This is a genomic window from Paenibacillus sp. Y280 (assembly GCF_056786335.1).
On the sequence record NZ_JBXCIW010000015.1, the window covers coordinates 81,372 to 101,984 of the forward strand.

General features: G+C 44.4%; 17 protein-coding genes. 4 read left to right on the plus strand and 13 right to left on the minus strand.

Annotated elements, in window-relative coordinates:
* Positions 1-200: 200 nt before the first annotated feature.
* A complete protein-coding gene (locus tag AC1TPC_RS18805) occupies positions 201-2,471 on the minus strand; it encodes a chondroitinase-B domain-containing protein (protein WP_482068327.1) in 2,271 nt (756 codons plus the stop codon).
* Positions 2,472-2,901: 430 nt separating this feature from the next.
* Between AC1TPC_RS18805 and AC1TPC_RS18810 the strand changes: the two genes are divergently transcribed.
* Positions 2,902-3,804, plus strand: a complete 903-nt coding sequence (locus AC1TPC_RS18810) for a hypothetical protein (protein ID WP_482068328.1) — start codon at positions 2,902-2,904, stop codon at positions 3,802-3,804.
* An 80-nt stretch (positions 3,805-3,884) separates the two neighbouring features.
* Here AC1TPC_RS18810 and AC1TPC_RS18815 read toward each other — a convergent pair whose 3' ends face one another.
* Positions 3,885-4,664, minus strand: a complete 780-nt coding sequence (locus AC1TPC_RS18815) for a squalene/phytoene synthase family protein (protein WP_482068374.1) — start codon at positions 4,662-4,664, stop codon at positions 3,885-3,887.
* Positions 4,665-4,995: 331 nt separating this feature from the next.
* Complete coding sequence (locus AC1TPC_RS18820; protein WP_482068329.1) at positions 4,996-5,460, minus strand: immunity protein YezG family protein; 465 nt, start codon at positions 5,458-5,460, stop codon at positions 4,996-4,998.
* A gap of 276 nt (positions 5,461-5,736) precedes the next feature.
* Here AC1TPC_RS18820 and AC1TPC_RS18825 point away from each other — a divergent pair, with 276 nt between their 5' ends.
* Positions 5,737-6,339 (plus strand): hypothetical protein, encoded by a 603-nt coding sequence (locus AC1TPC_RS18825; protein WP_482068330.1) that lies wholly within the window; start codon positions 5,737-5,739, stop codon positions 6,337-6,339.
* A gap of 93 nt (positions 6,340-6,432) precedes the next feature.
* On the opposite strand, the gene AC1TPC_RS18830 is transcribed toward AC1TPC_RS18825, so the two are convergent.
* The 3 genes from AC1TPC_RS18830 to AC1TPC_RS18840 all read right to left on the minus strand — a co-directional run bounded on the left by AC1TPC_RS18830 (position 6,433) and on the right by AC1TPC_RS18840 (position 11,648).
* Complete coding sequence (locus AC1TPC_RS18830; RefSeq protein WP_482068331.1) at positions 6,433-8,121, minus strand: type 2 periplasmic-binding domain-containing protein; 1,689 nt, start codon at positions 8,119-8,121, stop codon at positions 6,433-6,435.
* A gap of 79 nt (positions 8,122-8,200) precedes the next feature.
* A complete protein-coding gene (locus AC1TPC_RS18835; protein ID WP_482068332.1) occupies positions 8,201-9,835 on the minus strand; it encodes a response regulator transcription factor in 1,635 nt (544 codons plus the stop codon).
* 1 nt (position 9,836) lies between these two features.
* Positions 9,837-11,648, minus strand: coding sequence for a sensor histidine kinase (locus tag AC1TPC_RS18840; protein WP_482068333.1), 1,812 nt, complete (start codon positions 11,646-11,648; stop codon positions 9,837-9,839).
* Positions 11,649-11,792: 144 nt separating this feature from the next.
* On the opposite strand from AC1TPC_RS18840, the gene AC1TPC_RS18845 reads away from it, so the two are divergent.
* Both AC1TPC_RS18845 and AC1TPC_RS18850 read left to right on the plus strand, forming a co-directional pair.
* On the plus strand, positions 11,793-12,743 hold the full coding sequence (locus tag AC1TPC_RS18845) for an ABC transporter permease (protein WP_482068334.1): 951 nt from the start codon (positions 11,793-11,795) through the stop codon (positions 12,741-12,743).
* A gap of 15 nt (positions 12,744-12,758) precedes the next feature.
* Positions 12,759-13,631: a carbohydrate ABC transporter permease gene (locus AC1TPC_RS18850; protein WP_482068335.1), complete on the plus strand. Its 873-nt coding sequence runs from the start codon at positions 12,759-12,761 to the stop codon at positions 13,629-13,631.
* 64 nt (positions 13,632-13,695) lie between these two features.
* Here AC1TPC_RS18850 and AC1TPC_RS18855 read toward each other — a convergent pair whose 3' ends face one another.
* From AC1TPC_RS18855 to AC1TPC_RS18885, 7 genes are all read right to left on the minus strand, one after another.
* Entirely contained in the window at positions 13,696-14,112 is a 417-nt protein-coding gene (locus AC1TPC_RS18855) for a VOC family protein (protein WP_482068336.1), read from the minus strand.
* A 12-nt stretch (positions 14,113-14,124) separates the two neighbouring features.
* Entirely contained in the window at positions 14,125-14,694 is a 570-nt protein-coding gene (locus AC1TPC_RS18860; protein ID WP_482068337.1) for a hypothetical protein, read from the minus strand.
* Positions 14,695-14,774: 80 nt separating this feature from the next.
* The gene (locus tag AC1TPC_RS18865) at positions 14,775-15,128 is read right to left on the minus strand and encodes a YhfM domain-containing protein (protein WP_482068338.1); all 354 of its coding nucleotides are present in this window, start codon (positions 15,126-15,128) and stop codon (positions 14,775-14,777) included.
* 139 nt (positions 15,129-15,267) lie between these two features.
* The gene (locus AC1TPC_RS18870; RefSeq protein WP_482068339.1) at positions 15,268-15,750 is read right to left on the minus strand and encodes a tetratricopeptide repeat protein; all 483 of its coding nucleotides are present in this window, start codon (positions 15,748-15,750) and stop codon (positions 15,268-15,270) included.
* Between the two features lies 1 nt (position 15,751).
* Positions 15,752-17,065, minus strand: a complete 1,314-nt coding sequence (locus AC1TPC_RS18875) for an ABC transporter substrate-binding protein (protein WP_482068340.1) — start codon at positions 17,063-17,065, stop codon at positions 15,752-15,754.
* Positions 17,066-17,305: 240 nt separating this feature from the next.
* Positions 17,306-18,778: a response regulator gene (locus tag AC1TPC_RS18880; protein WP_482068341.1), complete on the minus strand. Its 1,473-nt coding sequence runs from the start codon at positions 18,776-18,778 to the stop codon at positions 17,306-17,308.
* Positions 18,756-20,441 carry a cache domain-containing sensor histidine kinase gene (locus AC1TPC_RS18885; RefSeq protein ID WP_482068375.1) on the minus strand — a complete coding sequence of 562 codons (1,686 nt, stop codon included), beginning with the start codon at positions 20,439-20,441 and terminating at the stop codon, positions 18,756-18,758. The genes AC1TPC_RS18880 and AC1TPC_RS18885 overlap by 23 nt, the downstream gene beginning before the upstream one ends.
* Positions 20,442-20,613: the final 172 nt, after the last annotated feature.

Genomic DNA, 20,613 nt, shown 5'->3' on the forward strand with positions numbered 1-20,613 from the left:
TTATACAGTTTCTGTTGTCAAGCGGCAAACAAAAAAGCATGTTGAACCGCTAGGCTCATCATGCTTCCTTTGTCTATTCGATTAAACTTGCTTATTAAAAACACAGTTGCATTTTTCGAACCGCTTCATAGCTGCAAGGACATTCTCCGCGCCTAATCGTCAATGCACACGGGGAAGCAGGCAGAGGCGCTTTTTTTGTTTTACTTTTGAAGGAACGCAGTCAATGCCGTCGCATAACCGACTAGCGACTCTTTGGCTTCAGGTGAAACTTGGGCTGCTTGAGCGTTCTTCGCATTTTCGGCAAATTTGTCCAGAAATTTCACAGCTTGTTTATTGGATCCACTCGCATTTGAGAGCTCATAGTGATGCAAGGCTTGCCTCAGACTGTTGGACAACTGATTAACCGACGGTCCGCTGACTGCTCCTGCGCTAATATGCTGCTCAAGCAAGTCTTGCAGCGTCTCGAATGTAGGAGTCACGCTTATATGATATTCAGCTTCGGCAGCATGCCCAGCCGCATCCATAACAGACACCTTAATAACATGCTCGCCCAAACGCCCGGCTAACGGGATAAGCGCCGAAGTCACGTATGCATCGTCATCCCAGCTAAAGCTCTGAGCTGAGATTCCTGATCCGGCATCTTCCGCTTTTAGCTCAAGAGCAAGATTCTCTGTATCGGCGAAGGACGATGCCGCTCCGATAGAGGAGCCATTTCCGAGCAACTGAAAGGTAGGCGCATCGCGATCGATAGCAATGATGAGCTCCTTCTCAGGCTCAGCGATTCCTTCATTAACATAACGGTAGTTAAGCTTATTTTGCCCATCCTCGGTCAGTATAATAGGATTACCCGAGCGTGATTCTAGCCAGGTATTCGAATCATTCACGCGGAATTCAAGTCGGCCTGCGCCTATTTCTGCGTTAACGGCTTCAAGTTTGACGGCAACGTTGGACGTATACCAACCACCTGCAGTTTGTGTTCCTTCGGCCTGTGCTGTCAAATGTGTCCATGCATTCGGACCTACTTCTGCGGTTGTGACCGGCTGTGTGCGAACAGGTCCCAAAGCATATTCATCCGCTCCGATATCACTGGCTGCTCGAGGTTGTCCATCCATGTCGACTTCCAGCGAATAGCTGCCCGTTGCGGCGTCGATAGCCGGACTCTCTGAAGTCAGTCTATACAGTCCATTCTGACTGACAAGAAGAGGATCGACTTCCTGAATCTCGGCCGTGCTTCTCGGAACGTCGCTCAGCACATCGCCAAAGCCGATATTGCCCTCGTATAAGGTATTTGTCGACTTCACATCACTGTACAATGATCCTCCTGTGCCGACGACAATATTATTGGCTACAACACTGTCCACCGGACCGTAAACGTAGCTCTTGCCGACGACGATTCCGAGCGTTCCGTTTACGATCGTATTATGGAAAACTTGTGCCCGATACACGCGCCAGTGCCTGGTCAGCACCGAGGAGTCGTACTGGCTTCCGTCCGGTCCTGCATCATAATTAGCGCCATCGATATGGATGGCATTATTGATGTTATAGAAGTAGTTATTGTAAATTTTGTGATCATTGCCGTAGATGCGGAAGCCGCCGACGTTAGGCTTATCTCCGGTACGGAAGAAGTAATTGCCATAATAGCTGTTGGTATGCCCGTGCCGCGCGGTTACTTGGCCTCTGTTGTCGATGAAGGTATTGAAACGAACGGTGTTGTTCCCGCTCTTGACCGAAATGACCTCTGGATCGCTATTCAGATTGACGAACAAATTGTACTGAATCGTAGCGAAGCCGTTCGACATCGACGAGCCGGACAGGCCGACTCGAATCGTCTCGCCGCCGTTCACTGACTGATGGTCGGCGTCATGGAAGTAATTGTATTCAATGACGTCATATTGCGACATGACCTTGCCTTGGAAAGCGATCATTTGCCCAAGATCAGTGCGAGGTCCGAATTCATTGCGGTCAATCCGGTTATGATGGCTTGCTTCTCCTGTGAATTGCACCCATTTCAAGCCGCTTGGATTGCTCGTCGGCGCAAGCGCAAATGTATTGCGGGTCAGCCTAATATGATGAGAGTTGTTCATGCTGACGGCAGTTGACTCGCCAGTGAACTTCAACCCTCGCAATACGACATGCGAGGAGTTGATCACTGAAAAGCCTGCCCGTCCAGTGATTGTCGCTTGACCTTGATTAGCCGCCATGATGGTAATCGGGCTGCTCTCTTCTCCGTGCTTGTCCTCGATATGAAACGATCCGCTTCGGTTGTAGGTTCCGTCGGCAAGTAAAATCGTCGTACCAGGGGCAGCTTCATTGATAGCGCTTTCAAGTTCATCCGTATTGGATACTTGCACAATTGTTGAGGTTGCGGCTGCATCTTCGTTTCCCCCTGCGCTGACGGATACCGGCAAGCTCCAAGCTAATGCGGCGAGACAAAAGATTTGAATTAGGCAGATCAGTCTGGATACTCTCATTCTTCATCATCATTCCTTTCAATAATTTGGCATTACCCGTGCGGGACTAGACTGAGCTAAGCCTTGCCTACTTTTCGAATCCCCCTTTTATTGTTGATATAACCAAGTATATCTAATCACGCGAATGAGAAGGTTGTGTTTCCTTGCGACCGAAGTGGACTTTCTTACGATGTTGTTCATGATAAATTTCTTCAATTATGACCGCTGTACATTCTCGGGCTCAAAGTTCAAGCTAAGCCGCAGCTTGCTATTGCTGCAAAACGTTTACTCACTGCTGCCTTCTGCTGTAGCTGCCAGTCGGTCGAAGGACTGACAGCTATCGCGACTAATGTCTAAACGAAGACACAGACTTAAGGATGTTTTTTCCATTTCTGTATCGCCGTACAATAAATATATCAAAGTCTTACGGGACAGATAAGGAGAAGCTACAATGGTTGTGGAGAGAATGAGGAGGACAGTTGAAAAGGTAGATCCATCCGTTCGTTTTTTTGAAGGGGAAAAATGGTTAGTGCTTACCGGGTTGCTCGGCTTCCTGCTTGCCGGGATTTGTGCCGTATGGGTAATGCTGTATGGAGGGCCTGTTTCACCTAATGGAAATGTATCCCATGCTTTTTCCTTTAATGCAGCGCTTGGCATATTTCTGCTGTCGACGGCGGCGATCGTTCCGTATTCCGGGATGGGATCAAGAAGCAGAGCTTTCTTCCGATGGTCGTTTATCCTGCTTGCGCTATATTCCTATTTTGCGGAAACGGTGCAAAATTTTCGCGGTGTAAACCCAAGGTTTGTGAATGGCGGTGCGGCATTTGACGTCGCGGTCGGTTCCATTTTCACATTCGTAGCGCTCTTGATCATTCTATACTACTTGTTCTTAGCCATTCATTTTTTCCGCAGAAAAGCATATTTGCTCAGACCGGGGCTGGTCGCCGGCATACGCTATGCTATGATCGCCATCCTTTTCTCGTTTGCTGCAGGCATCTGGATCTCCATCAATCAGGGCCGCGTTGTTGGTGCCGAGGGAAATATTATTGTGCTGCATGGCCTTGGGTTCCACGCGCTGCAAGCCGTACCCTTTGTCGCTTGGCTTACTGAACGAACTTCATTTACCGCTAGAGCTCGCAGCATATGGATCCATATTACGGGGATCACCTTCCTGCTCGGTTTAATTGCAATTGGCTGGCAAACGTATCTTGGTCGAAGCATCGTCGATTGGTCAGCCATTTCGCTTCTCGTCCTCGCGTGCTTCCTGATCTCAATCGTTTCGGGTGGGTATGTTCTTTATAAGACGACTCAAGGTACAAATTTTAATAAAAAGAGAGTAATCAGAAATCAATAACGATGTCATAATGGACACAAATAAAAGCCAAGCCCCTGCTTTCGATCATGGGCTTGGCTTTTAACTATTTGATCTGTTGCTTAATTAATGCTGCCTACAAGCTTCATAACGGCATCCCTTGTAAGCTTGTTGCCGCCTGCAGCAATCAGGTTAACGGTCGCATGCGCAAGCGTAAGCGGGATTTTGCAGAAGTCGAGCGCCGGTCCGCCCTTCAAGTCTACAATATAAGAATCAGCAAGCTTTAGATTGCGCCGCGTGTACTTGATCATTTCCTTCGTGCCCCAGCCATCAGGAAAAAAGTCTACGCCACGTTCCAGATCTTCCTTACGATTGCGTAAAATATTGACAGCCTGCAAGCCTCTGCCGAAAGCAACCGCTTTCTCTTGATCTGATTTTGTACCGTCAAACCAGAACCAGATCTCAGATAACATTTCCCCAACCATGCCTGCAACACTATACGTATAACCGTCCAAATCCTCTTCCGTCCGAATGTTCCAGCTTACATGAACCCAATCTGCCATCTGCTTGGCCATCTTTGAAGTGTTGCGGTATACGACTTCATTTACTGTGGGAGGACATAGCAGCGCCCATTCATGAATTCGCATCGTCACATCGGGCAGTATGTCACGATAGGGGAACAACAGCTTTTGAGATTCGTTAACGACATCCTTTGACTCGAATGCATCATGAATGCCATTCAAAAGCTCCACTTTCACAACGTCCTCAAGCGTCTCATGATCCTCAATTTCATCAATCGCACGCATACACAAATAGGCAGCTGCAACTGCTTCCTTTAATCCTTCTTTTAAACGATTGATGGGAATATAAAAAGTACGGCTCGTTTTCTTTAACATGATCATAGCATCATTCAAAATAAAAACTCCTTCATTATGGCAGCTTTGCTTTTTGCTTGTTTTATCGTTAATAATATAATACCATACATGGATTTAGATGTGCACCTTACTGCGATTTACTGCCTTTAACCACGTCTGATTTGGGAGCATTTGTAATGAGGGCTTGAAAGTCGAAAAATTTGATGTTTGGTTATTTATATTTTACCTATTTTTAAAAACGATTATGTATAAATTTTTTTCATCTATGTAAAATCCGATAAGCTGAATGAAATCTTATACAAAAAACGAGAGGTGCCCCAAGCAGCCATTTGATGGCTTTCGGGACACCTCTGAGAAATTAATCAGTCTTTTGTTTTAAATACTCATCAACAGTTTCTCGTTGAAATTCATCCGTAGGATATATTCCTAAAACTTCGTACTTCCAGATTGTACGTTGTTGAGACGGGGTTAGAAAAACTTCATCATAATTATAATCAATATTAAACTTACCTGATTGATCCAGAAACATAGTCAGACTTGTCCATGGTTGAGGAGAATTTCTACTGGATTCCGCGTTAAGATTAACAAAATATTCTTCTAACTCTATACACAACTGGTCATAAATGCGACTATCTACTCCATAGATATCAGGAATATTATGACAATATATTAAACTGTTTTTTGTGGTGGATTTATAGTCAAAGTAGACTATTCTTGAATCTCGTAATATTTCAGCGTAGAGATAGATTTTATCCCATTCATCAGGAATTATTCCTACTAGCTTATTACCTATAAGCTGATACAATTCTTCAGTTTTTCCCATGGAAATATTAACCTCCAGCTTGAAGATTATCTAGCTCTCTTATACGATCTTGTTTTCCCAATATACCTTGAGCATATTCATTACTTGGAGCTGCTTCCATTTACTCTATAAGTAATAATCACTTTAAGCTCTTTGATTCTACCACTCATCGAAAAATGCTGTACAGCTTGACTAATAACCTTTTGGTTACTAACTCACCTTCAGATCACTACTTTTCCTTCTTTCATTTATCGATTATACTCTATTCATTGATGCATACTTGAGGGGGATAACATAATGAGTCATCTTACTTTAATAGGAACGGATATAGGCAATCCGGTTAAACAGGGGTCAACGGAAAAGTATCCAGATGGATATCTAGTGACTGCAGGAGGCACCGATATTTGGGGTGCATCCGATCAATTCCACTTCGCTTATGCTGCACATACAGGAGATTTTGATTTTTCGGTCCGCTTGGAGTCTCTGAGCAGTGCGGACTTATATACAAAGGCTGGGATCATGGCTCGTGAGACTTTAGAGGCCGACAGCCCGCATATTTACCATATGGTATTTCCAGATAACAGCGCCCGAAATAAGAACAACGGCGGATATGAGCTTCAGTTCCGTGAAAAATCAGGTGGTGAAAGCGCAGCGATCTATCCTTCCGATTACACTTCTGAAACACCGGAGTTTCCCGTGCTTTTTCCCGAAACATCGATTAGGCTGAAGCGATCAGGCGACAGCTTTGAAGCCTTTTGCCGTACGGGAGAGGAAGAATGGAAGGTCTTTGCTGCACAGGTTTTGAAGCTGAACGCTACGATTCAGCTGGGTTTGGCCGTTACTGCCCATCATAAAGACGAAGCCGTTCTAGCTTTCTTTAAAGATCTCACTTTACTGTAATACCTGGTTTCAAAAACCTTGATCCACCATGGCAAGCCTGCAAAAAGACACGCCAGATTTGGCGTGTCCCTTGTTATGAGCAGTTCACATTTATTATTGCGTTACCGACTTGAACCATTCATTTACTTCCTTCGTGATTTGGTCGCCGCCGTTGGACTTCCAGCTGGCAACGAACTCATCGTAAGCATCGATTGGCAATTTGCCATAAATGATCTTGTTAAAGGTCTCCATCTCAGACTGGCGCAGAAGGTTCCATTTCGAAATCATCGTCGGCGTTGCCGCACCTGTAAAGTAATTTTGTTTGCGGATATCCTTTTGGGCCATAACAACCTTCGCAGCATACCAGTTTTCTGGCTTCCGGAATTCAGCAAGCTGCTTCTCGTAAGGCGTTTCCGGTTTATTGCCTTCGGCCAGCTTAACCAGCGTTTGCATGTAAAGGTTTGGAATACGGGCAGGACCAGTAATGTAAGGGAATTCATTAAAGAAGTCTTTGATTTTGTCTTTATTGCTTGTCGGTTCGCCGTCCACGATATCCCAGTCATATCCCTTTGCAAAGCCATATTCAAATTTGCTTCCGACAGCCGGATTCGCTAGGTTATCGAGCAGGAAGTTGTAATAAAGGAAAATCGCTTCAGGATGCTTAGCATCCTTATTGATCATAATACTGCTGTTTACACCGGAATTTTGCCATTTGGTGCCCATCAAGCCATCTGGTCCAGCAGGAACAGGATATGCTTTATATTTTGATCCTGGTACGTTTTTCAACAAATCTGGAGCCGGCCAGTCCGGAACCCAGTTCGCCCCAGGCAAGATGCCTGCTTTTCCTTTTGTCCAGATTTCAGCAGATTTCCCTTCATCCCACAAAGCCGCGTCAGGATGAATATAACCTTTGTTCATCCAATCTTGAAGCTTCGCAAGTGCATTTTTAGCGCCTGGATTAATGGAACCATATTCAAGATTGCCACTCGCATCCTTGTTCCATTGCTCCTCTACCGTGCCATATGCTCCGAACAGCCAATCCAGTGAGCCCATCCAAGTGTTCGTATTGTTTTTCAAAGAAATCGCAAGCGGATATACATCCTTCGCTGCCAATCCGTCGGGATTTTCATTTTTGAATTTGTCCAAAACGACCTCTAGTTCCGCAATCGTCGTTGGCGCTTTCAGGTTCAGCTTCTCCATCCAATCTTCTCGGAACCATAGCAATGTATTGTCATTGTCCGTGTATTCAAGGATCGGGAGATTGTATTTCTTGCCGTCCCGCGTGAACGGATACCACAATTCTGGATTCTGTACCGTATGATCTTTCCAAATTTGGTTGGCATACTTGTCGAACAGCTCATCGATCGCAATGAATTGACCGGAATCGATCAGTTGGTTAGTCAGTACAGCGTCGGTTGGTACAGGTACAAAATCAGGCAGCTTCTCGCCGGACGCGATAGCAAGCTGCAGCTTTTGTTTATATTGATCGCTGCCTGCCGGGTACCAGTTATCTTTATATTTTAATCCAAATTGCTCCAGCATCCAGCGGTCGTGGACATTGTTCTCCTTCGTTTCATCCTTGAGATATTTCTTCGGCATCAATACAGTGCTAATCGCAATAGGCGGATCATATTTACCAAGGTCAAACCCTGTCGCGGCTTCGGTTGGTGCTGCGCTCGTTTCATTCGTAGCGGTATCTCCCCCTTTTGCATTCCCATTGCCCGCATTATTTCCGCTGCAGGCCGTAATCACAACAAGTGCCATAACCACGAGCAGCAGCCATGGTTTTCGAAATGTACTCATTTTTCATTCCCCCCTACGATGTAAGATCACTACAGTGTAACTCTACCAACTAGCCGGGTAGGGGATCTATAGGATTATGTTAGTTTTCATAAGAATCTGTTAGGCTGTTATTTCCGTCCCGATACTCTTGAGGCGTCACGCCAAACTGGCGTTTAAACACTTTAATAAAATAAGCCGGGTCCAAATAGCCAACGACCATGCTGATTTCGTACACCTTTTTTTCAGTTGATCGAAGCAAATGGCAGGCACGATCCATACGGAGAGCGGACACATAATGGCTTATTCCTTCCCCGGTTTCGATCTTATAAATTTTGGACAAATGCGTAGGATGAAGGTTCACATGATCGGCCAGCGTACGCAAGGAAACGTCCAGATGCAGATTTTTCTCCACAAATTGCTGGGTCTTCTTCACATACAGGGAACGGAAATCTTTAATTTCATTCGAAGTCCCCTCCTTCATCTTGCCAAGCACGCCAACGGACCACTTGCGAAGCTTGCTTATCGAACTGAAAGCCTCGCCGCTCTGCAGGGGCTGGATATCCTCACCCAGCAATTTTGTGAGAGTTCGGCCGTTCCGATGTGCAAGATGAGTGAAGGAAGACGCGATTAAAAATCCCGCCTCCATGCAGTGCTCCAAAGATTCGGACCATCGCTCATCCAGCTCTGCGAACACGGTAACCAGCTTTTCCTCGGCTGCGTCCCAGCGTCCGGCTTCCAGCAGGTTGATCAATGTGGGAGGCTGATAGATAGCATCAAGAGCCCCCTGGAAATCGCTCGGTTCCAGGTCGCCGACGCGCATAACAAATTCGCGTTCTTCGCCAACGATTTGCATAAAATATGCGGAAGCCTGCCGGTAACGCTCAGATAGCTGCTCGGGCAGCTTAAACCACTCCGTCATCACAATCGACAGCGAGCCTTTCAGAAATTGCTTGACCTTATACTGAAGCTGAATGGCAAGCTTCTCCAAAATCGTTTCCTTCCCTACATCAGAGCGGCCTTTCTTAAGCTGAACAAGGAAAGCAAGATACCCATGCTCCTCCTTGACGCCCCAAACCTCGGCAAATTCTCCAATGATCTCCTCAGCCATATTGACGATTGCGTATTCCATAAGCTGCTGCCCATTGTTTTTATATTGCTCGAATTCTTCCTCCATTCGAACGAGCAGCAAGGCGCTGTCGCCGCAGCTGAATGGCAAGCCGTAACTCGCAAGCTTCCGGTTCCATTCATCAATGGAAATCCGTTGGCCATGCAGGGCATCCAAAAGAAGCTGGCCGCGAAGCAGCGGCAAATTTTCCCGCAGCGTCGTTTCTGTCCGTTCAAAGGAGCTAATGCTCTCCCATTCTGCCGTCAACTGATCGATTGCCGTCTTCACAGCGCCAAACAATTCGGTATCGGTCGGCGGTTTAAGCAAATAGTCCACCGCTTGGTTTCGGAGCGCTTCCTTCGTAAATTCAAAATCGGAATGACCCGATAAAATGATGCATTTTATTTTTTTATCACGCAAGCGAATTCGCTCTATAAGTTCTATTCCCGTCATCTCAGGCATGATAATATCCGAAATGACAATATCAATTGGATACGTCTCCAAAATCTGAAGCGCCTCGCGGCCAGAATAAGCTTTATGTACCTGCTCAATACCAAGTGTATGCCATGGTTTATGCATGGATAGGTTATCTACCCAGTGTGCTTCATCGTCTACTATGATCATCTGCATGTCACATGTCCCCTTTTATCAATCGTCGTTGAAGTTGCTGTCCAGAGGCCGTCTCCCACTTGATCTCTGTCCGAAAACCGCCTAGAAGTGATTTCGAGAAATAAACATAAGAGTTTTCACCGAATAGATGGATAATACGCTGATTCGTATTCCAAAGGCCGCAGCCCATTTCCTCTTGCAGAGGCTCATGCATTTTTCGATTAAGCGCCTCCTGCGGCTCGGCGTTCATACCTGGACCATCGTCATCGATAAACACCCTGCAAAAGCCGTCTGACATTTCGCCGGTAATTCGAATTTCTCCTGCTGAATAGGATTTTCCTACGCCATGGATGACGGCATTTTCCACGATCGGCTGCAGCATCAAACGGGGAACCTGCTGACTCAGCATCTCCTCGGGTATATCAATCGTGTAATGAATTCTCCCGTTGCGAAGCTTCTGAATTTCCAAATAGTTTATAATAAGTTTAATTTCATCGCTCAGTGTAGCTGTCTGTTTCTCCATTCGAGTGATGTAACGATAATACGAGCTTAAATTATACGCCATCGATACGACTGCTTCCTCATCCTTCATCTGGGCCATATTAATAATATAGCCGAGACAGTTGTATAGGAAATGGGGATTTATTTGTGCTTGCAGCTGTTTTAATGTCGCTTCCTTGACTCGCAGCTTTTCATTGAGTACGTTTTCAATTAGACTTTGTATTTGCCTCGACATGTCATTGAATCGATAAAACAAAAAAGAAAACTCATTGTTGACATTGGACTTAATCTGAACCGAGAAGTCTCCCCGCTGCACGCTTTGCAAGCCCTTAATCAGCTTTCTGATCGGCTGCTGCACGTTTCGGTAAAGCAGCACGGAAGCAGAAATGCCTACGACAAACAGCAGCACCATCGATACATAAAATAAATTGCGGCTGAACGATATCGGCCCCATAATTTGATCAAGCGGAACAATATCGACTAAATACCAATCGAGTTGTGGTGATTTCACAGCACTAACCAAATAATTTTCACCATCCAGCCTCACGACCTGCTGCATCGTGTCTTTAAGCTGATGCCCGTCCAAATACTGAATCAACTCATTCGACAGCCCCTTGGCTGCGCTGCGATTTAGAATCGGAGTCTCACCCTTATGGTAAAATAACGGATCACCCTGTCCGCCCGCTTTATATGTATCCAGCATGTTTTGAATATTTTCATGGCCAAAGCTGGCTTTAACCACTAGATTGCTTCCCCTGAGCGTCCCCTGTTGGCCAAATGAATCGGTATAAAACCAATAAAACGATTTTGGAGTCCCTTCCGGAACGCTTTCACCATCCCCGTAAGTCCATTTTCCTGTCATATTTTTTTTGAGATAGTCCTCATCATAGGAGGCAGGATTATTGTAATTGGAAATAATCTCTTTGTTTTGCTGGGAATATACCGTATACTTGACCGGCCAAATATTCATAACTCCTGACTGCAGCGCCATCTTCTCCTGCACCACATATCTGGTTTGCATCCGATCGTAGCCATCGTCCCAAATATTTAAGCCATTAAACTTCTGCACATTCGGATCCCGGGAGAAAGTAATAATAAAGTCCATCGTTTGGTTGATTCTTGAATCGATTTGACTCGATAAGAAAGAGAGCTGCTTCGTGTTGGAAACTTGAAGCTCTTTGCTGATCACATCTAATGCTATGCGGTTGGAATAAGTAAACATGATAATAATCGGAATGAACAGAATAATAATCAAACCGTTCATTTTGGCAAATAAGCTGAATTTTGCGCCCGTTTTTCTTCGGATATACGATATCCCTTTACTAAGCACCATAACTGACCCCTCCATGAAATATCCCTAACAAAACCCTATCGATCCTAACAAAATCCTATAGTTCGATGGCTGAGCTTGTTGTTACTATATATATCAGGGTTACTCAGAATACACAAATGAGTTTTTAGGGAACAGGAGAGAGATATGGACGCAAACACAACTAAACAAATGAGCCTCAAGAGCACTCGTCGCGAGAAAATCAAAGGCGGATACAAGCAGCCTTGGATGCTTCACTTCATGGTTCTGCCGGCTGTCCTATTGGTTTTCGTCTTTTCTTATCTGCCCATGACGGGGATCGTAATGGCGTTTCAAGATTATAAAGCAGGGCTCGGCATTTCCGGCTCCCCGTGGGTCGGGTTAAAACATGTTCGCTATATGCTGGAAAATGAATATTTTTTGCAAATTACGTGGAACACCCTGTTCTTTGCTTGCAGCAAAATAGTAATGAATTTATTTATTCCGTTTATTTTCGCTTTGTTGTTGAATGAGGTTAGAAATATGGGATTGAAACGGGGCATTCAAACGCTAGTCTACCTGCCTCACTTTCTTTCCTGGGTCACACTAGCAGGAATTCTCATCGATGTGCTAGCCCAAACTGGACTTATCAACCAATTTCTATCGCATGTATTTGGAATTAAGCCGATATTTTTCCTTGGTGACGGCAATTGGTTCCGATTTGTTATTATCTCCAGCGACGTGTGGAAGGAATTTGGATTCAACACGATCATTTTTTTAGCTGCACTTGCAGGCATTAACCCTGCTCTTTACGAAGCCGCGGAGGTTGATGGGGCGACCCGCTGGAAGCAAACGATGCATCTGACTATTCCTTCCCTTATACCGATTGCGATCGTTGTTGCGACTCTGGCGCTAGGCAATGTACTTAATGCAAACTTTGACCAGGTGTTCAACTTGTACAGTCCTCTGATCTATCAGCAGGGTGATATTATCGATACATTCGTATATCGGGAAGGTCTTCTTAGCGGGCAATTCAGCTTCGCTACGGCGGTTGGACTATTCAAATCATTGATCAGCCTTATCTTAATTATCATATCCTACCGACTTGCCTATAAATTGGCCGGCTATCGCATCTTCTAGAAAGGGGGACCACCTATGTATCACAAAACGTTATCCTATCGTATCTTCTCGGTTTTCAACAATGTCTTTCTGGCTGCGGTTTCGGTTCTATGCTTGCTTCCGCTTTATCACCTGCTGATGGTATCCTTAAGCTCAACCGCTCCCGCCAACGCTGGCTTGGTTACGTTTTGGCCGATCGGGTTTACATTTGAAGCTTATGCCAAAACGTTTGACAACGCCAACTTTCTCTCGTCCCTATGGGTTTCCATACAGCGGACCGTAATTGGAACGGCGATGGCGATGTTCGTCAATCTCATAGCGGCATACGCCCTCTCCAAGGATACCCGCGTATTCCGAGCACGCAATATTTATCTTTGGTATTTTGTTATTACGATGCTGTTCAGCGGCGGCTTGATTCCGGGATATATCCTGATCCTGAAACTTGGACTAATGAATTCACTGTTCGCGCTTATTCTTCCAGGCATGGTAGCAGTCTTTAATATCATTTTGCTGCTTAACTTCTTTCGTACCGTACCTAAAGATCTTGAAGAAGCTGCCTTTATGGATGGAGCTGGCCATTTCCGCTCCTTCTTCACCATCTATCTGCCCATCTCCTTGCCAGCCATTGCGACGGTTTCCTTGTTTACAATGGTCGGCCACTGGAATGCTTATTTTGACGGTTTGATCTACATTAAAGAAGCAGAACGGCTGCCGCTCGCCAGCTTCATGCAAACGATTATCGTGCAAGCCGATTTGACGAAGTTTGATCCTGCGATGGTTGCCAATATGTCGCAACGAACGATTCGAGCATCGCAAATTTTTATCGGCGCTCTGCCCATATTGCTCGTTTATCCTTTCCTGCAGCGTTACTTTGTTAAAGGCATAACAATTGGTGCCGTTAAAGAATAGCATGATTTAGGAAAATGCAAAAAAAAACCGCATGTCGCCGTCGAGCAGCATGCGGTTTTGCTATTTAAGATAATCCGCTCGTGTTCTGTAAAACAATTCTCCATCCATCCGGGTCACAGATCGTTATGCCATTTTTATTCCAATACGGATTCTCTGGCGGTACGGCATCATAACCCATTTGCTGCAACCGCGCTGCGATCTCGTCCCTTTGAGCTAGATTCGGTATGTAAAAAACGAGCAGGTTATCTTCGGATGGCGGCGGTACCGGAACAGCAGCCTCATGCTGAGTAAATTCTAGGTGATAGCCAGCCGCAGGAAGTCCAAACATAATTCCGTCATAGCCTTCATGCTTTTCAAAAGAACCAATGATGTTGAGACGCAAGCCTTCATGGTAAAATTCAATTATTTTATGAAGCTGATGAGTTGGTCTTGCTATACGAAATTGAACGACAGGTACTTCCTCTGACCATTGCTTATTCATAACAGCCTCCTACTATTCGTAGCCACCCTCTGATTCAGGCAGCTTTTTATATTCTTCTTTCTCCGCAACGATTTGCTGGATGAAGTTTCGCAATTCCAGCAGCTGCTTTGCATCGCTCGTTGGTTCACAATATTGATCTGACCATGAAAATTGGTTCGTTTCCCCATTTACATGGATTTCCCAGCTGTCCACGCTATATGGAGCTGCCTCGCAACTTATTTTGACGGGCACTAGCTCTTTCATTCCCATTATATTTATTTCTCGCATTTTCTCATAAATGCTGCGCATCTCTTCGACCGTTAATGTTATTTTTACAGAAGCTGTCCCATTCATGACTAAATCCTTTGTGACTGTGCCTTGGAAGGTGTTAACTTCATTTTTATTCACCTCGCCATAACCGAAACGAACCATGAAATTAAAGCTTTCCGGCATGTCTTTAGGCATCTTGTTTGCTTCGCTAGCGTTTTTAACTGTTTGCTGCTCGATGTTCGTGCCGGTATTCACATCTTTTTCTGTGTCCTTCTCGGAACCGCAGCCTATCACCAACAGCAATATAAACAAAGTAGCGAATAATCGCTTCATTATAATGCCTCCCTAACATAGAACTATATTCTAGTTCTATTTCTTTGAATTGATCCCCGAATGCGCATTTTGTGAAGGCATCAGCGCACTTCTAAAATGGAGAGCATCTTCTCGCTATCTGCGCTTGATAATTTCCCATACTTGGACTGTCCTTCAATGATCACTTCTAATATGTCTTTATTTGGTGAAATCCAGATTGCATAGGTTTTTGGTTCATACGAAACGGCTGGGCTTGTGTTAACCGTATCCATTTTATAATCAGGTTGACGAGACATCAATACTTTTGCATTTTCCCAGGACACATTTTTCAAAATATTCATTATGGCTTGAACGGTTTCACGCTCTTCGATTTTCTTATAAATCGAGTAACTTTGCCCTTCCAACCCCCCGCTCCAATATTTAACATAACGATGCAATACTAAATAATGTTGCAATATTACCACTTCTAAACACAAAAAAAAGAGCAGTCGAAAAGGTTGTTACCTCTTCGCGTCTGCCCCCTCATAATGCTTATCCTTCTGACAGCTCCAGCTTCACCAGCAAGTAAGACAGCTTATGCCGCTCCTCCTCGCTTCATTTCCAAATTTGCTCAAGCTTGTCCGCATAAAAATTTATCGCTTTCTTATAGGCTTGTATGCCTTTATCTTCACTCGTATCAGCCAGAAGCTTTAATAATATTTCCATTGCTTGTCCGTAATCCTCCAGGTTGTATAGCGTCATGGCGTAAAAAACCCGAAACTCTCTTTTCTCAGGGTATTCATTTATTGCTTCATCAAATACGCTTATAGCATTTTCATACATGCCTAGAGATCGATAGGTGCTTCCAAGTCCTAACAAGGCCCCTTGCCTCTCTTCCCCTGACAATCCTAACTCTAATGCGATGATATAATAAGATACTGCTCCTTTTTCCAGCGTCAACACATCATGTACCCAAGCAAGCTGATACCATACCGATGGATTACGAGGCTCTTCCCTTGCCAAATCAAACAGTATCGTTTTTGCTTCCTCCAGCTCCCCAGCTTCCCTTAATTTAATCGCTTTCATTAAATCGTCCATTCTAGTCATCCTCTACCCTTAATGTTAATGTTTGCTGGCTTAATTTGTCTTTGTAGCTTTGCGCCATTACTTTTATGCCATCATTAATCGCGCCGGATTGTCCGGCTAATATAGCCGCTCCAGTTGAACATAGATCTTCCCACATTCCGCTAGGAAGGTACTCGCGATCAAAGTAAGAAATCATTTTAGTATTTGCATATTTGATATAGTCTTGCGCAACGGCGCCCTCATCGGATGGAATGCCTGTCAACCCAGCAGGGAGATTGTTGGATGAAGCAATGCTTTCCACATTTTCAGGCCTGGCGATATATTCAAGAAATTTCAGCGCTTCCTTCTCATATTTGGAGCCTTTCCATACGCCAATCGCTGTTTTCTCTCCGACGATCAAGGTCGGAGCATCGATCGCGTCGACAGCTGGAATCGGCATCATGCCAAAGTTTGCATCTGGGTTTAGCGCCATGACTTCCTTTAGGATGTTGTTGCCATGGAACGCAAAGGCTGCCTTGCCTTCTGCCATTGCCCTGGAGGTATCTAGATAATTAGAAGTCAGGCTGTCTTTGTTGATATAACCAGCTTTTTTCCATTTTTGAAGCATAGCAAGAGGCTGCCTCCATAGGTTCCATTCAAAGGTGCCGTCTTTCAATTGTTTACGGTAATTGTTGTTTTCGTTCGTTGTGAAGAAGGAAGGTGCTGTATAATCGAAAAATTGTCCAATAGTCCAGCTATCTTTACCGGCAAAGTGAACGCCAATGTACCCTGCGTCTTTAACCTTTGTCAGCGCATCTTCAAATGCAGTCCATGTAGTAAGCTCATCAATATGAATATTCAGTTCTTTCATCATATCGCGATTGTACACGATGCCTGCCAAATCAACATCTACTGGCAGAACGTAAACTTCACCGTTTTTATCAGTAATAAGAGGTTTAATTGCCGGGTTAATACCAGAAAACCAAGCCTGATCTCTAAGCGATCTCAAATATCCGCTGTATCTTTCAACTGACCAGCCATGCGTAGTAAATAGATCTGGCAGGTTTTTGCTTGCCATTTTTATTTTCATTATTTCTTCGTAGGCTGCACCTGGTGAGACCGTTTCCACTTCGATGCCGGTTTCAGCAGTAAAGGCTTTGCTTATCTTATCAAGAAGCTCAAATTGCACACCGCTGATATTCGTCATAAGGGTGAGCCTTGCGTCAGACTTAGGAGCCGCTGGCGATGAGCTGGTACCCGTTGCGTTTGCTGGTTTTGATGAACAGCCGGATAGAACCGACAAAAGGAGCAATAGGATGGTAATGTTCAAGTTTAGTGGTTTTCTCACTTTGAACCGTCCCTCCTATTTTTTTCTATGTTCACTTCACGCATAATAATTTTAAAGCGTTTTTATTCATCTGGCTATTGATACAAAACTATACTAGCAGAGCTCATTTCTACAGATTTGGAGTGTTTTAGCATTAACTAAGATCGAATTGTCTAATGCTTCAACTAAAAAAAGGCCTGCCGGAAAACCGGCCGCCTCGTATGATTTCCTATAAATTAACCATCCACTTGCATTGCTGTCTTAAAGATTTGGATTTTTTGCAAAATCAGAGGGATAGATTCCTACTTCCTTTAGAAATAACTTGGAAAAATACCGCGTGCTGAAATAGCCTACTCGAGCTGCTACCTCTTTGACTGGCATTTTAGGATTATCGTAAAGCAATCTTTTGGCATGCGCGATACGCACCTCCGTTAAGAAATCGATAAATTTCATGCCCTTCTTCTGATGAAAGATCCGACTCACATAATTGGCAGTCACTTTCAGGTGATCAGCGATTTCCGATATGCTAATTTCATTCATATAGTTTGCGGCAATATAATCGACGATTTGTTCGATTAATTCAAAGGAATCCGCTCTCGTATTTTTGATTTTCCCCCCATAAAGCTCCAGCGTTCTAAGCATGGTGTCTAGTCCTTGATCTGCTTCGAACAGACAGCCTATGGAACAATAAATAAAATCAGCAATCTTGGTCTTAATATCCAGCCTGTCCAAAGAAGTGTTTTCTGCAAATATTTTGCGAATTTCCTTCATATGATCGGAGTAAGAAAGCAAGTGCTCGTCTTTAAAGCTATCACATAGATCTATAACCCTTTTGCAAAGCTTGTCCTTTACAGGATCCTCGGCTATTTGCTCCAAATCGTTCCAGCAAAGCTTATTTTGAAAGCCAGAAAGTACCCTCAAATGCTTATTTGCTTGCAGTTGATCGGATTGCTTGTACAATTCTGCTAAATCCTCCGTTGGCTGAAAGGTCAGCATTGTGATATGGAATTGCGGGTCGTTAAGCTCGTCAAGCTTGCGCAAAACCTCATCTGAAATTTGCTCGGCCAATATCCGTAAGCTTGGATCATAGCTGTATATACAGGCTACATCGCCGTTTGACATCGTAATCATCGCAGTATGGATGGCATGCGGCATCAGCTCGTTATTCAGCCTGGACACCTGGCCAAAAAAATCCGTCAGCACCTCCACCTGCCTTGGTTCACTCCAAGAGCTGTCCTTAATAAGCAAGAAACCTCCGAATTCCCTCCCTTCGAAAGTTTGCTCCAGCTCCCTATCGTAATGATGAATAAAATAATTGGCAATTAAATCCCGCTTAAAGCTTTTATTGGCGGCTTCCATCTCGGCTATAAGCTTCTGCCTGATTTCCATCAGCAGCTCATTTAACCTTTGCGGCTCAATAGGCTTAAGTAAATAAGCATATGCACCAAGCTTGATGGCTTCCTGTGCATATTCAAAATAGGAGAATCCCGTTAAAATAATCCAGTGCGTCGAAGGGGATAGCATTTTCCCCTGATTAATGGCTGAGAGTCCATCAAGCTCAGGCATTTTGATATCAACAAAAGCAATATTCGGTTTATGGAGCGCTGTCAATTCCAGCATCTCATTCCCGTCCTTCGCTTCTCCCACTATAGCAATTCTTGAATCGATCTCCTCCAAGGTGCTCCGGAGAACAACCCTGACCATTCTTTCATCATCCGCTATCAGTACTTTCATATGGATCAACCTCTTTGTAATTGATTTCAATCGTGCACAGCGTTCCTTCGTTTCGTTTACTAACAATTGAAAAATGATAATCTTCAAAAGCGATCGAGAGCCTCTCCTTAATATTGCTTGTTCCAATGTTTGGCTTTACCTTGTCAAAATTATGTTTATCAAAGCCAGCTCCATCATCCTCTACAGTCAAAGTTAAATAAGGAATGTTCTCTTTGTACTCAATTTTAGCTAAAATGTCAATCATGCACGGTCGACTTATAGGCTCAAGACCGTGAATCACCGCGTTCTCTACAAGCGGCTGCAAGAGCAGCTTCGGGATGCGGCAGGCTGCAGTTTCCTCATCGTAAAAGATATGAAACGCCATCCGATCCTCAAACCGATATTTTTGAAGGTTGCAATAGTTGGATATGAACTGCATTTCCTTATCAACAGTGGACCAATTATCATGCTCTAGCGTGTATCTCAGCATCGAGGTAAGACTCAAGATCGAATTTTCCAAGCCTATGCGGTCACCCACCCGGTTCAAGCCCATTAAACCCGTCAGTGTATTATAAAGGAAATGAGGTTGAATTTGCATTTGCAGCGCATGATATTCGGCGTTTCGCTGACCAAGCACCGCCTTGTATTCCCGATCGATCAAGTCTCTTAATGTAAACACCATATGATTCAAAGCGGCGCCAACTTGCGCGATCTCATCCTTGCCAGCAATGCTAAGATGGGCGCCTAGGTCTCCTTTTTCCACCTTTCTAATCGTAACAATAATGCTCTTCAAGGAATTCATCATCCGCTTGGAAGAAGCAAAATATAGCGCAAATGCCGTCAACACACACAAGGCGCTGAACAAGACCGAAACATGGTACAACCGCTTCGACGATAGCTGCATTTCCGTATAGGAGGAGAGAACCACCATCTTCCAGCCTATCCCTGAAATGAGCTGACTGCTCTTGATGTACGTATCATTCCCATTCTTAATTGTCGACTTATTTGCCGTAAGCTGCTCGATGATATTCTCATCCATTGTTTTATTCGCGTAAAGAACTCGATTGTTACGGTCCAGTACGGTTACAATTGCGCGATCGCTAAAATTAATGTTATTCACTATATTTTCAAGCGCCGAGCTTTTGGCATCTGCCATCACGACAGCAAGTATTTTCGACGAATTCGGGTCTTTTACCGCTTTAGCAATCGAGAATGCTTCGGCAGGCATTGATGTTCTGCTGTAATAATCGGTTTCGTGCATATCAATAAGTACCGTTTTGCCTCCGGCTTTGATGGCTTCGTTGTACCATTCTTTCTCGCGATAAGGGTAATTGTCCAGCAGTGTCGTCTTCGAGTCGTATTTATTCGTCGAGAACGTAATTCCGTTGCTGGCAATAATGACGCTTCCTAAAATGTTGTCGTTCGTATATTGCAAGTACGAAGGCAGCAGCTGAAACAACGCCTTATTCGCATTAAATTTGGTCAGCTCATCAAGCAAGTCATAATCTGCTTTTCCAAATAGCTGAAGTGCTTGCATGATGCTTTCATTCATATAGAGGCTGGTCATTAAATTTTCCAGCTCTTCTATGTTTGCCTCTACGTTGTTTGCCATGGCTTGGATCGTATTGCTCGTCAACCGGTCCGTTTCCTTTGCCATTATAACTTGATAATAGTTCGTACTCACAATGGACAAGATCAACGATGGCACCAGTATGCATAGTAAAAAAGAAGCCAACAACTTAAACCTTAACGAATGCCATATCTTCATCTGTTCACACCCTTCCCTTGAAAGGATAGCTTTCCCTAAATATGCCCATAATTATCAAAAAAGATTTGCAGCATTAACAGCCCTCAGC

Excerpts from the sequence above, each read along its gene's own strand:
- AC1TPC_RS18830 (WP_482068331.1), bottom strand. The coding sequence starts at position 8,121 with ATGAGTACATTTCGAAAACCATGGCTGCTGCTCGTGGTTATGGCACTT.
- AC1TPC_RS18870 (WP_482068339.1), bottom strand. The coding sequence starts at position 15,750 with ATGGACGATTTAATGAAAGCGATTAAATTAAGGGAAGCTGGGGAGCTG.
- AC1TPC_RS18835 (WP_482068332.1), bottom strand. The coding sequence starts at position 9,835 with ATGCAGATGATCATAGTAGACGATGAAGCACACTGGGTAGATAACCTA.
- AC1TPC_RS18880 (WP_482068341.1), bottom strand. The coding sequence starts at position 18,778 with ATGAAAGTACTGATAGCGGATGATGAAAGAATGGTCAGGGTTGTTCTC.
- AC1TPC_RS18820 (WP_482068329.1), bottom strand. The coding sequence starts at position 5,460 with ATGGGAAAAACTGAAGAATTGTATCAGCTTATAGGTAATAAGCTAGTA.
- AC1TPC_RS18805 (WP_482068327.1), bottom strand. The coding sequence starts at position 2,471 with ATGAGAGTATCCAGACTGATCTGCCTAATTCAAATCTTTTGTCTCGCC.
- AC1TPC_RS18840 (WP_482068333.1), bottom strand. The coding sequence starts at position 11,648 with ATGGTGCTTAGTAAAGGGATATCGTATATCCGAAGAAAAACGGGCGCA.
- AC1TPC_RS18810 (WP_482068328.1), top strand. The coding sequence starts at position 2,902 with ATGGTTGTGGAGAGAATGAGGAGGACAGTTGAAAAGGTAGATCCATCC.
- AC1TPC_RS18855 (WP_482068336.1), bottom strand. The coding sequence starts at position 14,112 with ATGAATAAGCAATGGTCAGAGGAAGTACCTGTCGTTCAATTTCGTATA.
- AC1TPC_RS18825 (WP_482068330.1), top strand. The coding sequence starts at position 5,737 with ATGAGTCATCTTACTTTAATAGGAACGGATATAGGCAATCCGGTTAAA.
- AC1TPC_RS18860 (WP_482068337.1), bottom strand. The coding sequence starts at position 14,694 with ATGAAGCGATTATTCGCTACTTTGTTTATATTGCTGTTGGTGATAGGC.
- AC1TPC_RS18845 (WP_482068334.1), top strand. The coding sequence starts at position 11,793 with ATGGACGCAAACACAACTAAACAAATGAGCCTCAAGAGCACTCGTCGC.
- AC1TPC_RS18815 (WP_482068374.1), bottom strand. The coding sequence starts at position 4,664 with ATGATCATGTTAAAGAAAACGAGCCGTACTTTTTATATTCCCATCAAT.
- AC1TPC_RS18850 (WP_482068335.1), top strand. The coding sequence starts at position 12,759 with ATGTATCACAAAACGTTATCCTATCGTATCTTCTCGGTTTTCAACAAT.